Source organism: Burkholderia sp. AU30280, from assembly GCF_020420125.1.
Taxonomy (GTDB): domain Bacteria; phylum Pseudomonadota; class Gammaproteobacteria; order Burkholderiales; family Burkholderiaceae; genus Burkholderia.
The window spans coordinates 125,926-139,136 of record NZ_JAIZRY010000006.1; the positions used below are offsets into that span (position 1 = coordinate 125,926).

Sequence of the window (13,211 nt, forward strand, 5' to 3'; positions counted from 1 at the left end):
GGCTCAGTCGGGAAACACCACGCGCAGTGCGTCGCTCGCGGGCCGTGCGCAGCAGGCGAGCGTCCAGCCGGCCGCGACCTCGTCATCGTCGAGCGCGTGGTTGCCGTCGAGCGCGACCTCGCCGCGCTCGATCCGGCACATGCACGCGCCGCATTGCCCCATCCGGCAGGAATTCGGCGCCGGTACGCCCGCGCGCAGCATCGCGTCGAGCAGCGTTTCGCCGGGGGCGCTGTCGAACGCGAACGCGTCGCCGTCGAGCACCGTCTCGATCGCCGCGACGTCGCGCGACGCCGCGGCCGCCGCTGCGCTCGACGCAGCCGTCTCGGCAGCCTGCGCCGGCGCATCGGGCAGCGACGCGAAACGCTCGACGTGCACGCGGGCCCGCGGCAACCCGAGGCCGAGCATCGCGGCCAGCGCGTTCTCCATGAACCGCGCGGGCCCGCAGATGAACGTCTCCTGCCGGCTGAACGGCCGCGCGAGTTCCTCGAGATGGCGCTGCTGCGGGATGCCCTGCACGCTGTCGAGCCAGTGGATCGCGCGCACGCGGCCCGGATGGCGCTGCGCGAGTTGCCGCAGTTCGTCGCGGAAAATCACCGAGCGTTCGTCGCGGTTCGCATAGATCAGCGTCAGCATCCCGCGTCCGTGCACGAGCGCCGATTTCAGGATCGACAGCACGGGCGTGATGCCGCTGCCGCCCGCGAACAGCAGCAGGTCGCCGTCGAGTGTGCGCGGCGTAAACACGCCGGCCGGCGGCAGCACGTCGAGCGTGTCGCCCGCCCTCACGCGCTCGCACAGCCAGTTCGACGCGCGGCCGTCGCGCACCCGCTTGACGGTGATCTTCGGCGCGGCGTCGATGCCGGGCGCGCTCGACAGCGAATAGCAGCGCGCGACGGTCGCGTCCGTGCACGGCACGTTCAGCGTCAGGAACTGGCCGGGCCGGTACGCGAATGCGTCGCGCAACGCGGCCGGCACGTCGAACACGAACGAGCACGCGTCGTCGCTTTCGGCAATCACGTCGGCAACGGTCAGCCGATGGAAGCGCGAATCGCTCATGGCCGGCTCCTCACGTCACGCGGCCGCACGGGCCACCGGCGCGCCGGGCGTCGTGTAGGCGCCGTCGAGATAGACGAGCGGATCGACATCGCCGCTCATCAGCACCTCGCGGATACGCCCGATGAACACCGTGTGCGTGCCGTATTCGAAGCGGCCGTCCTGTTCGCACACGAGGCTCGCCTGCGCGTCGCGCAGATACGGCACGCCGTGCGGCGACGTGTGCCAGTCGCCGGTCGTGAAGCGCGCCTCGCCCTTCAGGCGGCCGCTGCAGTCGATCGCGATGCCTTCGTGGGCCGCCGACAACACGTTCACGCAGAACCCGGCGCCCGCGTCGAGCGGCGGATACAGCGACGCGCTGCGGTTGATGCAGATCAGCAGCGAAGGCGGCTCGGTCGACAGCGAATCGACCGCCGTCGCGGACATCGAGTAGCGCCGGCCGTCGTGCGCGCTGCTGATGACCGTGACGGAGCGCGCGAGGCGGCGCATCGCGAGCAGCATGTCGGTGCGCAGCGGATGGGGGGTGAGGTCGCTCATGGTCGGACTCCGTCAAGTTCAGTCGTGGATGGCCGGGCGGGCCGGCCGCCGGCGTCGGCTGCGCGAGCAGCCAGGTGGTCGGCGGCGAGATACCCGAAGGTCATCGCCGGGCCGAGCGTCGAGCCCGCGCCGGGGTAGCTCGCGCCCATCATCGATGCGCTGGTGTTGCCGATCGCATAGAGGCCGTCGATCGGCTCGCCGTCGGCGCGCAGCACGCGGGCGTGCATGTCGGTGACGAGCCCGCCCTTCGTGCCGATGTCGCCCGCATCGATCCGCACGGCGTAGAACGGCGCCTGCTCGACCGGCCCGAGGCACGGGTTCGGCTTGTTCCGCGGATCGCCGTAGTACGTGTCGAACAGGTTGTCGCCCTTGCCGAATGCCTCGTCGATCCCGGTGGCCGCGTAGCGCGCCATGTCGCGCAGCGTGTCGTGCAGGCCGGCTGCATCGACGCCGATGCGCGCGGCCAGCGCGTCGATCGTGTCGGCCTTCACGATCACGTCGCGGAACGCGGCCGGAATCCGGGAATCGGGCATCATCGACGCCGGCATGATCGGGCCGCACGGATACTTGCGGCGAAACCGCGCGTCGAACACCATCCAGGCGGGCACGCTCGCGCCGGTGCGCGCATGGTCGCGATACATCGCCGGCACGAATTCGGAATACGGCGCGGCTTCGTTGACGAAGCGCTTGCCGAGACCGTTCACGATCACGCAGCCCGGCAGGTTGCGTTCGACGAACAGCGCGCGCTGCTTCTCCTCGCCCGCGACACCGACCGTCGGCGCGCCCCACACGTGCGCCATCAGCGCCAGCGCCCCGCCGAGCCGGTGGCCTTCGGCGATCGCGTCGCCGGTATTGGCCGGCGGCGTCGCGCTCCACTGCGCCTGCGTCGGCTGCGGCAGGTAGCGCTCGCGCATCGGCTGGTTGCGCTCGAAGCCGCCCGCGCCGAGGATCACGCCGCGCCGCGCGGCGATCGTCACGGGCTGCCCGAAGCGCTGCGCGCGCACGCCCGTCACGCGGCCGTCCGCATCGAGCAGGTCGCGCATCGGCGTATCGAGCCACACGGGTACATTGCGATCGAGCAGTGCACGGCGCAGCCCGCCGATCAGCGCGTTGCCGAGCGTCAGGCGCCGGTCGCGCCGCGTGCGGCGGCGCATCCCGACATCGAGCCAGTAGCGGCCGAACTGCGCGATCGCGAGCTTCATGAAGCCGGGGCCGCGCGAGAACAGCGTGTGCGCCTCCTTCGACGTCACCGCCACGCGCCCGCCGATCAGCGTGCCGGGCGACGCCGGCCGCAGCCGGTCGAATTCGGCGCCGAGCAGCCCGCCGTCGAACGGCAGCGGATCGAGCGCGCGGTAGCCCGGCATCGCGCCCGGCACCTTCTGGAAATAGTCCGCGTACTTCGGCAACGACTGGTAACGCACCGGCGTCTTCGATTCCAGGTAGCGCAGCATCTCCGGCGCGCGGTCGAGATACGTGTCGAGCTTCTCTGGCGTCGATTCGCCGGCCACGCAGGCTGCGATATAACCGCGCGCGGCCTCGCGCGAATCGGTCGCGCCGAGCTCGGCGATATGGTGATTGCACGGCACCCAGATACCGCCGCCGGAGACGGCCGACGTGCCGCCGTACAGCGCCGTCTTCTCGATCACGACGACGGACAGGCCGCGGTCGGCCGCGCGGCACGCGGCGAGCAGCGCGCCCGCGCCCGAACCGACGACCACCACGTCGAACACGTATTGCGGTGCTTGCGGGTCGTTCATCGCGTCTCCGTCAGATGAAGAAGTCGGTGTTCTCGCGGCCAAGCATCACGGCGCCGAGGTTCTGGCCGAAGCGGTCCACGTTGTTCGCGTAGTGCGCGCGGGCCGCGTGCAGGTCGAGGAAGCGGCGCACCAGCGGATTGCGGTGATAGATGCCGTTGCCGCCCGCGTAGCGCAGCAGCGCGTTCGCGGCCTGCGCGCAGCGCTCCGCGACCTGCGCGGACTGGTAGCGGAAATGCACGCGGCGCTCGATCGACACGGCGGGGCCGCCGGTGACCGACGCCATCAGTTCCGCGAAATTGCGCTTGAGCAGCACCGTCATCTCGTCGATCGCGACCGCCGCGTTCGCGCATGCGGTCTGCGCGCCCGGATCGTCGGTCGTCTTCGCGCCGCTGTTGGCCGACACGCGCGTCGCCGCATAGCCGGTGAAATCGTCGAGTGCGCCCTGCAGCGCGCCGATGCACGACGTGCACACCGCACGCACGAAGATCTGCGCGAACGGCAGCTTGAACAGCGGCGCGTCGTTGACGGCGAGGCCCGGGCTCGTGCCCATCATCCCGTCGATCGCCTTGTGCGTGCGGTACGCGGGCACGAATGCGTCGTCGACGACGATGTCGTGGCTACCCGTCGCGCGCAGGCCGATCACGTCCCAGTCCTGCCGGATCCGGTAGTCGGATTTCGGCAGCAGGAAGGTGCGGTATTCGGGCGGCTGGCCGGCTTCGGCCGGCGGCACCAGCGCGCCGAGGAACACCCATTCGCACAGTTCGCTGCCGCTCGAGAACTTCCAGTGGCCCGACAGGCGGAAGCCGCCGTCGACCGGCGTCACGCGGCCGACCGGCATGTAGGTCGACGCGATCAGCGTCGCCGGGTCGTTGCCCCACACATCCTGCTGCGCGCGCTCGTCGAACAGCGCGAGCTGCCAGTTGTGCACGCCGACGACGCCGTACACCCACGCAGTCGACATGCAGCCGCGCGCGAGCGCCATCTGGATGTCGAAGAAGACTTGCGGATCGAGCTCGTAGCCGCCATGGCGCTTCGGCTGCAGCACCTTGAAGAAGCCGGCGGCCTGCATGTCGGCGATCGTCTCGGCCGGGATGCGGCCCTGCGCTTCCGCCTGCGCGGCGCGGCCGGCCAGCGTCGGCGCCAGCGCCTCGGCCCGGGCGATCAGCGTGGCGGCCAGCGCGTTCGAATCGTTGTCGCGATGCACGAATGTCTCCTGTGAAGCGGGTGATGCGCCGCGGCGCGTGCCCCGCTCTCGTTCAAAGTTGTTCGGTGCGGCCTGGCCGCGGGCGATGCTCGCCGCCACCGATGGTCGGCTTCGCGCGGCCGCGCCGCATCGTCCGACCGGACGGGACGACGCGCGCGGCCCGGCGCATCACGCGCAGGCGCGCACCTGCTCCTTGTTGAAGAACGGGATCACGTGCTCGCCGATGTTGCGGATCGTCTCCATCTGCGCGTCGTGCGGTACCGTGCCCATCTGGCACAGGAACAGCACTTCGTCGACGCCGGCTTCCTGCAGGCGGCCGACATAGCCGATGCAGTCGTCCACCGTGCCGTACGCATGGTTCGGGTTCATCATCGCGAGCGCCGGGTCGGCGAAGTTCACGACGACTTCCTCCGATGCGAAGCGCGAGCGGATCACCATCTCGCCGGTGTCGGCCTGCACGAGGTCGTCGCCCCACTTCGCCGGGTCCGGACGCTCGCCGCCCGTGTACCAGTACGCGAGTGATTCCATGAAGTAGCGCTGGCCTCGGATGCCGATCTTGCGGGCGGCCTGGCCGTCGGCCATCACGACCGTCGGGCACAGCGCCGCGAGATGCTGGGTCGCGCGGAAGCCGACCTGGTCTTCCGGCTTGCGGTTCGCCCACGCTTCGCGATACACGGCGTTCTTCTTCGCGACTTCGTCGGGGCCGCCGAAGCCGAGCACCAGCGCGCCCATCCCGCGCTGGCCGGCGCGCAGCAGCGCATCGGTGTTGGTACACGCGAGGTACATCGGCGGGTGCGGATCCTGGAACGGCTTCGGGTGGATCGGGCGCTTCGGAATCCTGATGTACTTGCCGTCGTGCTCGATCTCGTCCTGCACGAACATCTTCGGCACGAGGTACATCGATTCGTCGATCATCGGCTGCAGTTCGTTGAGGTCATAGCCGAACGCGCCGGCTTCCTGCTGGCTGCCGCCCTTGCCGACGCCGAAGTGCACACGGCCGCCGGACAGGATGTCGAGCAGTGCCACACGCTCCGCGACCTTGATCGGGTGGTTCATCGCCGGCGGCAGGCACACGACGCCGTGGCCGAGGCCGATGCGCGTCGTGCGGCCGGCCAGGTACGCAAGGAAGGTTTCCGGCGCGCTCATGTGCGCATAGTTTGTGAGCGACGTGTGCTCCACGCACCAGATCGTGTCGAAGCCGACCTGCTCGGCCAGCAGCGCCTGTTCGACCGTTTCCTTGAACACCCGGTGGTCGCCCTCGCGCGATGCGTCGGTGGTCTGGGCTTCGTAGATGAGGGAAAACTTCATTGCGTGCGTCTCCATGTAGGTTGGACGAGTCGGGGTCGTGCAGCCCGCCCGCACGATACGGACGAAGCGCGACGGTCCACGAATGGGAGTGTCGGCGCGCGGGCCGGTGCGGACATCGTCTGTTTGGAGTAACGGCATGCGTGCGGGGACAGCGGGGTTTCACGATCATCCGATCGGACTGCGTGAGCGCGCAGGCGGCGCGCTAGCATCGAAAGGCGGCACGTTGCACGCCGCCCACATCAAGACAAGGGAGAACCGGGATGAAGGTATCGATGCTGCTGTATCCGGTCGACGACATCGACACGGCGCTGCCGCTGTTCGTCGACGGGCTCGGCCTGAACGTGACGTTCCGCGACGGCGACCGCTATTGCGCGCTCGACGGCGGCCCGCTGACGATCGCGCTGGTCGCGGGCGACGAGCAAATCGTCGAGCGCGCGGCGCTCACGCTGCGCGTCGACGAGGAGGACGACCTGTATGCGGCGATGGCGCGGGTCGTGAAGGCCGGTGCGTCGGTGCGCGTGCCCGTGCAGGCCGGGCCGCACGAATACCGTGCGGTGCTGGAGGACAAGAACGGCGCGCTGTTCGTGATTTCGCAGAAACGGGCCGCATGACGGCATGCGGCGCGGGCGCCGCGCGCGTGGCAGGGCCGTTACGCGTCCGCGCCCGGCGTGCTCAGGTCGCTCGCTTCGAGCAACTCGAGCAGCGTGCGCGCCGGCTGGCTGAGCCGCTTCGCGGCCAGCGCGATGAATTCGATGTCGGGCAGCACGGGCAGCGCGTCGCCGTTGACCAGCGGCGCGAGCCCACGCGTCGACAAATAATGCGACGTCGCGGTCAGGCCGAGCCCCGCACGGGCGGCCGCGATGCAGCCCGGCTGGCTGCTGCTGGAGCACACGACTTCCCAGCCGATGCCCTTCTCCGCCAGCGCGTTCAGGACGATCGCGCGCGTCACGCTCGGCTCGGCGACCAGCACGAGCGGCAGCGGCCGCTCCGGATCGACGACGGTGCCGGGCCGCGCGACCCATTCGAGCCGCGTGCGCAGCAGCGGCGTGCCGCGCCGCTCGCCGAGCCGCCGCTTGCCGATCATCAGGTCGAGCGCGCCCGCGTCCAGCCCTTCATAGAGCCGGCTCGTCATGCCGGTGGTGATCTCCAGCGCGACGTCCGGGTGCGCGGCGCGAAACGCGGCGAGCACATCCGGCAACGCGACGAGCGCGAGGTCGTCCGGCGCGCCGAGCCGCACCCGCCCCCGCAGCCTCGGCTTGCGGAACTGCGATTCCGCGCGGTTCAGCGCCTGCAGGATCACGTTCGCATGCACGAGCAGCGCCTCGCCGTCAGCCGTCATCGCGATCGAATGCGTGTCGCGCACGAACAGCCGCCGGCCGACGCTCTCTTCGAGACGACGGATGTGTTCGCTGACGCTCGACTGGTTGAGCCCGAGCTGCCGGCCCGCTTCGGTGAAGCTGCGGCAATTCGTGACGGTCGCGAACGTGTTGAGCCAGACGGGATTGAGCATGGCGCATTGTCATCGGCATTACCGATGACAGTCAACGCCTTCAGGCAGCTTCCCGATGACCATCGGAATCGGTACCATCGTGCGCTTGAAGACCGGCAGGCGCCGCGCGACCGCGTCAAGGCGCCACCCGCGCCGGCCTTTGCACCACCGATTTCGCCATGTCCCGGGAACCCACACACTCCGCGCTGCTCTGGATCGTCGCCGCTGCGTTCTTCATGCAGTCGCTCGACACGACGATCGTCAACACCGCCCTGCCTTCGATCGCACAAAGCCTGCACGCGTCGCCGCTTGCGATGCAGCCCGTCGTGGTCGTCTATACGCTGACGATGGCGATGCTCACGCCGGCGTCCGGATGGCTGGCCGACCGGTTCGGCACGCGCCGGGTGTTCTCGCTCGCGATTCTCGTGTTCGTGCTGGCATCGATCGGCTGCGCGGCGTCGCATACGCTCGGCCAGCTCGTCGCCGCGCGCGCGCTGCAGGGCATCGGCGGGTCGATGCTGCTGCCGATCGGGCGGCTCGCCGTGCTGCGCCGCGTGCCGGGCGAACAGTACGTCGCGGCGATCGCGTTCGTGTCGATCGCCGGCCAGCTCGGGCCGATCGTCGGGCCGACGCTCGGCGGCTGGCTGACGCAGGCGATTTCGTGGCACTGGGTGTTCATCGTCAACGTGCCGGTCGGCGTGGTCGGCTTCCTCGCCGTGCAGCGCTACCTGCCGCACGACCAGGCACAACAGCCGCCGCCGTTCGACTTCGTCGGCTGTGCGCTGCTGTCGGCCGCGATGATCGCGCTGTCGCTCGCGATCGACCCGCCGATGCCCGCGCATCGCGCCGCGTGGGCGGCCGGGCTCGCCGTGCTCGGCCTGGCGAGCGCGCTCGCCTACCTGCCGCACGCACGGCGGCGCACGCAGCCGCTGTTCCGGCTCGGGCTGTTCCGCGAGCCGAACTTCGGTTCGGGGCTGCTTGGGAATCTGCTGTGCCGGATCGGCACGAGCTCGGTGCCGTTCATGCTGCCGCTGCTGATGCAGGTGCAGCTCGGCTACACGCCGTTGCAGTCGGGGCTGATGATGCTGCCGGCCGCGATCGCGGGCGTCATCGCGAAACGCTGGATCGCGCCGCTCGTGAAGCGTTTCGGCTACGCAGCGTTCCTGGTCGTGAATACGGGGATCGTCGGGTGCGCGATCGCGGGGTTCGCGCTGGTGTCGGCGCGGCCCGCGCCGCTACTGGAAGGCGCGCTGCTGATCGTGTTCGGCGCGGCAAACTCGATGCAGTTCGCGGCGATGAACGGCGTGACGTTGAAGGGGCTGTCGCACGCCGACGCCGGCAGCGGCAACAGCCTGTTCACGATGATGCAGATGCTGGCGATGGGGCTCGGCGTATCGATCGGCGGCGGCCTCGTCAACCTGTTCGCCGCCTATCGGGGCTCGATGGCGCACGGGTTCATGCTGTCGTTCACGTGCATGGGCGTGGTGACGCTGCTGTCGTCCGTCGTGTTCCGGCGGATCGATGCGGCCGCCCCGCCGGCCAGCGCCGCCGCGCGCCCGTCCGCGTAAGCGCGGCCGTCAGTTCACCTGGCGGCGCTCGACGACGCGCTTGAGCACCCAGCGGATCGACGATCCGTCGGCCGGCGGCTGCGCGACGCGGTATTCGTCGATTTCGAGCGTGTACAGGTAGCCGGGCTGGTACGCGAAGCCTTCGATACCGGCGTACCACAGGCTCCACGGCTCGTTCGGGCCGTTGCGCACCTGCAGGCACTCCATCGGCGCGACGCCCGTGCAGCGCGCGGACTGCGGCGCAACTTGGACGGTCTTGGTCACCGGCTTGCTGTCGGCCGGGCGCATCGCGTTCGGCGCCGTCGCGACGGCGTCGGCCTGGCATCCGGCGAGGAGCGTGCTACCGGCAATGACGGCCGCGCCGAGCAGCGTTCTGGACTGGCGAATCATCTGATGTTCCTCAGGAAGCGTTGAAGGGCCGATTAGAGGCCCCCTACGGCAAGAAAGTTCACAAATAGCTTACAGAAGGCAATCCACCACGTTCATTCGTGGGATGCCGCGCGCGAGCCGATACGTTGTGGTGATCCGGTTCAGCCGTGCGCATCGCCGCCGGCGGCTCGCCCGGGCCGCGCCGGTCCGGCAAGCCGCCGCTCCGCGTGCCGATCCGCGCGGTGCCGCTCAGCGAATGGTCGGAAGACAATCCGCGGGGGCCGGCGCGATCTTCATCCGCGATGCCAAACGCAAGTCGCAGGCGTCGCACGGCATCGTGCGCAAGCGGTTCGACCTCACGCCGGCTGAAACCGCACTGGCGCTCGCGCTCGTCGACGGGCAGACGCTCGAGGAAGCGGCCGCCGCGCTCGCGATCAGCAAGCACACCGCGCGCTCGCACCCGCGCGCGATTTTTCCGAAGACGGGCGTCACGCGGCAGGCGACGCTCGTCAGGACGTTGCTGAACAGCGTGCCGCGCTGGGGTGAGGTGCGTTGCCGTCGTCACGACGGCGGATTCACCGTGGGATGATCGTGTACCATCCACGCTTCCCGATATGCCTGATCACACTGCGTTCGTCCGCCCGGCCCCACGCGAACGATCCGCACAGCGTCCCCACTTCGCATGACCTCGCCCGTTCCGTCCGACACCGCGCTGCGCCCGCTGCCGATCGATGCGCTGACCGTGCCGGCCGCGCTCGACGGACGCACGGGCACCAACCGCTCGAACTGCGCGCATCCGCAGATCGCCGCGACCAACGACCTCGACGCGGTGCGCGCCTGGCTCGCCCGCTTCGTCGATACGCCGACCACGTTCCAGAACTACCGCAAGGAAGCGGAACGCCTGCTTCTGTGGGCCGTGATCGCGTGCGGCAAGCCGCTGTCGTCGCTCACGCACGAAGATCTGGCCGTCTACCGGCAGTTCCTGCTCGCCCCCGAGCCGGCCGAGCTGTGGTGCGCGAACGGCGGGCGCAAGCATCCGCGCGACGATCCGCGCTGGCGGCCGTTCTACGGGCCGCTGTCGGCGGCCAGCCAGCGGCAGGCGTTAGTGATCCTGAACGTGATGTTCTCGTGGCTCGTGCAGGCCGGCTATCTGGCCGGCAATCCGCTCGCGTTGTCGCGGCAGCGGCAGCGCCGGCCCGCGCCGCGCGTCACGCGCCATCTCGGGCAGCCGCTGTGGCAGTCGGTCAAGGATGCTATCGCCGCGATGCCGCGCGACGATGCGCGGGCGAGCTTCCATGCGGATCGCGCGCGCTGGCTGTTCACGCTGCTGTATCTCGGCGGGCTGCGCATCACCGAAGCGGCCAATACGACGATGGGCCAGTTCTTCTGCCGGCGCGATGCGGACGGGCGCGACCGCTGGTGGCTCGATGTCGCGGGCAAAGGCGGCCGGCAGCGGCTCGTGCCGGCCACCGACGAAATGATGGCCGAGCTGGCGCGTTACCGGCGCGCGCATGGCCTGCCCGCCTTGCCGTCCGACGGCGAGCCCACGCCGCTCGTGCTGCCGGTCGGCCAGGCGCGCCAGCCGCTCACGCGCGCAGCGCTGCACCGGATCGTGAAGCAGGTGTTCCGGCACGCGGCCGACCGGCTGCGCGCGAACGGCGAAGCCGGCGAACAACAGGCGCGCGTGCTCGAACAGGCGTCCGCACACTGGCTGCGACACAGCGCGGGCTCGCATATGGCCGACGGCCACGTCGACCTGCGGCTCGTGCGCGACAACCTCGGCCACGTGTCGCTCACGACGACGAGCCAGTACCTGCATGCGGACGACGACTGGCGGCATCGCGAGACGGAGGAGAAGCACCGGATCGGGTGGTAGGTGTGCGCCGATCCGATGGGTCGCGGGTCGAGGCTCGCGCAGCGTGTCCGCGCTCAGTGATCGAGTTCGAGCCCGCCGAGGCCACCGTTGCCGCGGCATTTCGCGCGGTCGCCTTTCACGTGCCAGTCGATCTGCCCGCACACCACGTCGATGCGCTTGCGGTAACTGTCGACCAGGCACTGCGTCGTCGTGCAGCGGTTACGCGCCTTCAGCCACGCCCTCTGCGTCGCCATGAACTGCTCGTACTCGGGCGGATCCTCGACCGGATAGTTGCTGAAATCGTAGAGCATGCGCTGGTAATCCGCGTTGAGCGCATCGTCGAGACGCGACAACGTCGGATTGGCGCAGATTTCGCGCTCCACGAACGTGGACGCCTTCGCGCAGTTGAACGACGCGGCGTGCGCGCCGGTCATGCCGGCCGCGACGGCCAGCGCAACGAGCCATGCTTTCATGTAGGTGCCGTAACGAAGAAGGCGGCGGCCGCGGATCGGCTCGCCCTGACGTGCGAACGGGCCTGCCCGTCGCCGCGACCCGCGAGCTTAGGTCAACGCGCGTCGCATTTCAATACGCGGCTCGCCTTCCCGGCACCTGCGCCACACGGCGCGTCACACTCGATCAGTACACGCCCACCCAATGCCCGGGCACCCATGCCCAGTGGTTGCCGGCCCACCGGTAATGCCCCTTCTCCCAGCGATAGCCCGGCGCAGGCATCGGAGGCGGCACCTCGGCGACGGGCGCCGGCTGTGGCGGCCGCACGGGTTCGACCACGCATGCGGACATCAGCGCCGCACTGGCCGTCACCAGCATGGCGAGCGAAACGGATCGGATCTTGATCATCCTGGATTCTCCCTTTTGTGTAGTGGATGGTTGAGTGCCGAAGCGGCAACACCGCGCGTCACGCGGATCCCCGAATCAGCCCGCTCATCGGCCGCGTCGCACCGCTTTCCGCGAACAGCGCGGACGCGGTGCGGCGCGGATCAAGCCGCAGGCTTTCGGCGGCGGCGCCCGAGATCAGCGCGTCGAGCGACGCGGTCGGTTTCAGGTCGCGCCCTTCGTACAGGTCGCCCGGCCGCAACCCCGGCCAGTCGGCGATCACGCGGCCGCCGCCCACCGCGCCGCCCGCGAGCATCGCGACCGATGCCTGCCCGTGATCGGTGCCGCCCGTGCCGTTCGCGGCCGCCGTGCGGCCGAACTCCGTTGCGACCAGCACCGTGGTCTGCTGCCACGCGGGCCCGAGGCCGTCGCGCAGCGCGGCGAGCATCGTATCGAGCGCCTTCAACTGATTCGCGAGCCGCGCGTTCTGCGCGCTGTGCGTGTCCCAGCCCCCCGTCTCGATCATCGCGATGCGCGGGCCGTCGTCGCGTGCGAGAAACGTCGCGGCGAGCTTGCCGACCCCGGCCGGATCCTGCCGCGCATGCGCATCGCCGGCGAGGCCGCGCGCGTCCATCGCCGACTGCCACAACGGGCCGAGTTGCGCGTCGGCCTCATAGAGCGCCGACACGCGTGCGAGCAGGTCATCCGGCGCGGCCGGCAAGCCGGACGGCGCGTACGACGCGGCCTGCACGGCGCCGCGCAACGCGAGCGGCACGGTCGGCGCGAATGCGATCGCGTTTTCTCGCGTGGCCGGCAGCAGTGCGGCGAGCCGGTTCAGCCATCCGTCCTTCACCTGGTACGGCGCGCGGCCGCCCGTCTCGAGCACGTTCTGGCCGTCGAAATGCGAACGGTCGCGATACGGCGATGCAATCGCATGAACGAACAACGCCTGCCCGTCGCGGTACAACTGCGCGGTCTGTACGAGCGACGGATGCAGCGCGAACGTGCCGTCGAGCCGCGTCGCGGACGACGCGTCGATCGCCAGCGGGCCGCGCAGCGACGCATACGCGGGCTCGGCATACGGGACGACGATGTTCAGGCCGTCGGCCGCGCCGCGCTGGATCACGAACACGAAGCGCCGATCGGTCTCGACGTTCGCGAACACGATCCGCGGCGCGACGAGGATCGCGCCTGCGCCGGCGGCGGCCACGCTCAGGAATTGTCGGCGGGACAGTGCCAT

13 protein-coding genes and 1 pseudogene are annotated in these 13,211 nt (G+C 70.0%); 4 read left to right on the forward strand and 10 right to left on the reverse strand.

Annotation, left to right across the window (positions count from 1 at the left end; genetic code table 11):
- Positions 1-3 precede the first annotated feature (3 nt).
- From LGN17_RS15685 to LGN17_RS15705, 5 genes are all read right to left on the reverse strand, one after another.
- Entirely contained in the window at positions 4-1,053 is a 1,050-nt protein-coding gene (locus tag LGN17_RS15685; RefSeq protein ID WP_226197605.1) for a ferredoxin--NADP reductase, read from the reverse strand.
- 15 nt (positions 1,054-1,068) lie between these two features.
- Positions 1,069-1,587: a flavin reductase family protein gene (locus LGN17_RS15690; RefSeq protein ID WP_226197606.1), complete on the reverse strand. Its 519-nt coding sequence runs from the start codon at positions 1,585-1,587 to the stop codon at positions 1,069-1,071.
- On the reverse strand, positions 1,584-3,344 hold the full coding sequence (locus LGN17_RS15695; protein ID WP_226197607.1) for an FAD-dependent oxidoreductase: 1,761 nt from the start codon (positions 3,342-3,344) through the stop codon (positions 1,584-1,586). Before LGN17_RS15695 ends, LGN17_RS15690 begins: the two co-directional genes overlap by 4 nt.
- A 10-nt stretch (positions 3,345-3,354) precedes the next feature.
- A complete protein-coding gene (locus LGN17_RS15700) occupies positions 3,355-4,548 on the reverse strand; it encodes an acyl-CoA dehydrogenase family protein (RefSeq protein ID WP_226197608.1) in 1,194 nt (397 codons plus the stop codon).
- Between the two features lie 168 nt (positions 4,549-4,716).
- Entirely contained in the window at positions 4,717-5,856 is a 1,140-nt protein-coding gene (locus tag LGN17_RS15705; protein WP_226197609.1) for an LLM class flavin-dependent oxidoreductase, read from the reverse strand.
- A gap of 260 nt (positions 5,857-6,116) precedes the next feature.
- Here LGN17_RS15705 and LGN17_RS15710 point away from each other — a divergent pair, with 260 nt between their 5' ends.
- The gene (locus LGN17_RS15710) at positions 6,117-6,467 is read left to right on the forward strand and encodes a VOC family protein (protein WP_226197610.1); all 351 of its coding nucleotides are present in this window, start codon (positions 6,117-6,119) and stop codon (positions 6,465-6,467) included.
- A gap of 38 nt (positions 6,468-6,505) precedes the next feature.
- On the opposite strand, the gene LGN17_RS15715 is transcribed toward LGN17_RS15710, so the two are convergent.
- The gene (locus LGN17_RS15715) at positions 6,506-7,366 is read right to left on the reverse strand and encodes a LysR family transcriptional regulator (RefSeq protein ID WP_226197611.1); all 861 of its coding nucleotides are present in this window, start codon (positions 7,364-7,366) and stop codon (positions 6,506-6,508) included.
- A 158-nt stretch (positions 7,367-7,524) separates the two neighbouring features.
- Between LGN17_RS15715 and LGN17_RS15720 the strand changes: the two genes are divergently transcribed.
- Positions 7,525-8,913 (forward strand): DHA2 family efflux MFS transporter permease subunit, encoded by a 1,389-nt coding sequence (locus LGN17_RS15720; protein WP_226197612.1) that lies wholly within the window; start codon positions 7,525-7,527, stop codon positions 8,911-8,913.
- Between the two features lie 9 nt (positions 8,914-8,922).
- On the opposite strand, the gene LGN17_RS15725 is transcribed toward LGN17_RS15720, so the two are convergent.
- Positions 8,923-9,303 carry a DUF4377 domain-containing protein gene (locus LGN17_RS15725; protein ID WP_226197613.1) on the reverse strand — a complete coding sequence of 127 codons (381 nt, stop codon included), beginning with the start codon at positions 9,301-9,303 and terminating at the stop codon, positions 8,923-8,925.
- Positions 9,304-9,482: 179 nt separating this feature from the next.
- Here LGN17_RS15725 and LGN17_RS15730 point away from each other — a divergent pair.
- Both LGN17_RS15730 and LGN17_RS15735 read left to right on the forward strand, forming a co-directional pair.
- Positions 9,483-9,871, forward strand: a pseudogene (locus tag LGN17_RS15730) (helix-turn-helix transcriptional regulator); the annotation flags it as partial.
- Between the two features lie 93 nt (positions 9,872-9,964).
- Complete coding sequence (locus LGN17_RS15735) at positions 9,965-11,158, forward strand: tyrosine-type recombinase/integrase (RefSeq protein ID WP_226197614.1); 1,194 nt, start codon at positions 9,965-9,967, stop codon at positions 11,156-11,158.
- A gap of 53 nt (positions 11,159-11,211) precedes the next feature.
- Here LGN17_RS15735 and LGN17_RS15740 read toward each other — a convergent pair whose 3' ends face one another.
- From LGN17_RS15740 to LGN17_RS15750, 3 genes are all read right to left on the reverse strand, one after another.
- Positions 11,212-11,610 (reverse strand): lysozyme inhibitor LprI family protein, encoded by a 399-nt coding sequence (locus tag LGN17_RS15740; RefSeq protein WP_226197615.1) that lies wholly within the window; start codon positions 11,608-11,610, stop codon positions 11,212-11,214.
- 163 nt (positions 11,611-11,773) lie between these two features.
- Positions 11,774-11,992, reverse strand: a complete 219-nt coding sequence (locus LGN17_RS15745; protein ID WP_175954122.1) for a YXWGXW repeat-containing protein — start codon at positions 11,990-11,992, stop codon at positions 11,774-11,776.
- A 61-nt stretch (positions 11,993-12,053) separates the two neighbouring features.
- Positions 12,054-13,211 (reverse strand): DUF1501 domain-containing protein, encoded by a 1,158-nt coding sequence (locus LGN17_RS15750; RefSeq protein WP_413227029.1) that lies wholly within the window; start codon positions 13,209-13,211, stop codon positions 12,054-12,056.

What these genes read in the sequence shown, in the direction of transcription:
- LGN17_RS15685 (WP_226197605.1), bottom strand. Translation starts at nt 1,053, where the DNA reads ATGAGCGATTCGCGCTTCCATCGGCTGACCGTTGCCGACGTGATTGCC.
- LGN17_RS15690 (WP_226197606.1), bottom strand. Translation starts at nt 1,587, where the DNA reads ATGAGCGACCTCACCCCCCATCCGCTGCGCACCGACATGCTGCTCGCG.
- LGN17_RS15695 (WP_226197607.1), bottom strand. Translation starts at nt 3,344, where the DNA reads ATGAACGACCCGCAAGCACCGCAATACGTGTTCGACGTGGTGGTCGTC.
- LGN17_RS15705 (WP_226197609.1), bottom strand. Translation starts at nt 5,856, where the DNA reads ATGAAGTTTTCCCTCATCTACGAAGCCCAGACCACCGACGCATCGCGC.
- LGN17_RS15710 (WP_226197610.1), top strand. Translation starts at nt 6,117, where the DNA reads ATGAAGGTATCGATGCTGCTGTATCCGGTCGACGACATCGACACGGCG.
- LGN17_RS15715 (WP_226197611.1), bottom strand. Translation starts at nt 7,366, where the DNA reads ATGCTCAATCCCGTCTGGCTCAACACGTTCGCGACCGTCACGAATTGC.
- LGN17_RS15720 (WP_226197612.1), top strand. Translation starts at nt 7,525, where the DNA reads ATGTCCCGGGAACCCACACACTCCGCGCTGCTCTGGATCGTCGCCGCT.
- LGN17_RS15725 (WP_226197613.1), bottom strand. Translation starts at nt 9,303, where the DNA reads ATGATTCGCCAGTCCAGAACGCTGCTCGGCGCGGCCGTCATTGCCGGT.
- LGN17_RS15735 (WP_226197614.1), top strand. Translation starts at nt 9,965, where the DNA reads ATGACCTCGCCCGTTCCGTCCGACACCGCGCTGCGCCCGCTGCCGATC.
- LGN17_RS15740 (WP_226197615.1), bottom strand. Translation starts at nt 11,610, where the DNA reads ATGAAAGCATGGCTCGTTGCGCTGGCCGTCGCGGCCGGCATGACCGGC.
- LGN17_RS15750 (WP_413227029.1), bottom strand. Translation starts at nt 13,211, where the DNA reads ATGGCACTGTCCCGCCGACAATTCCTGAGCGTGGCCGCCGCCGGCGCA.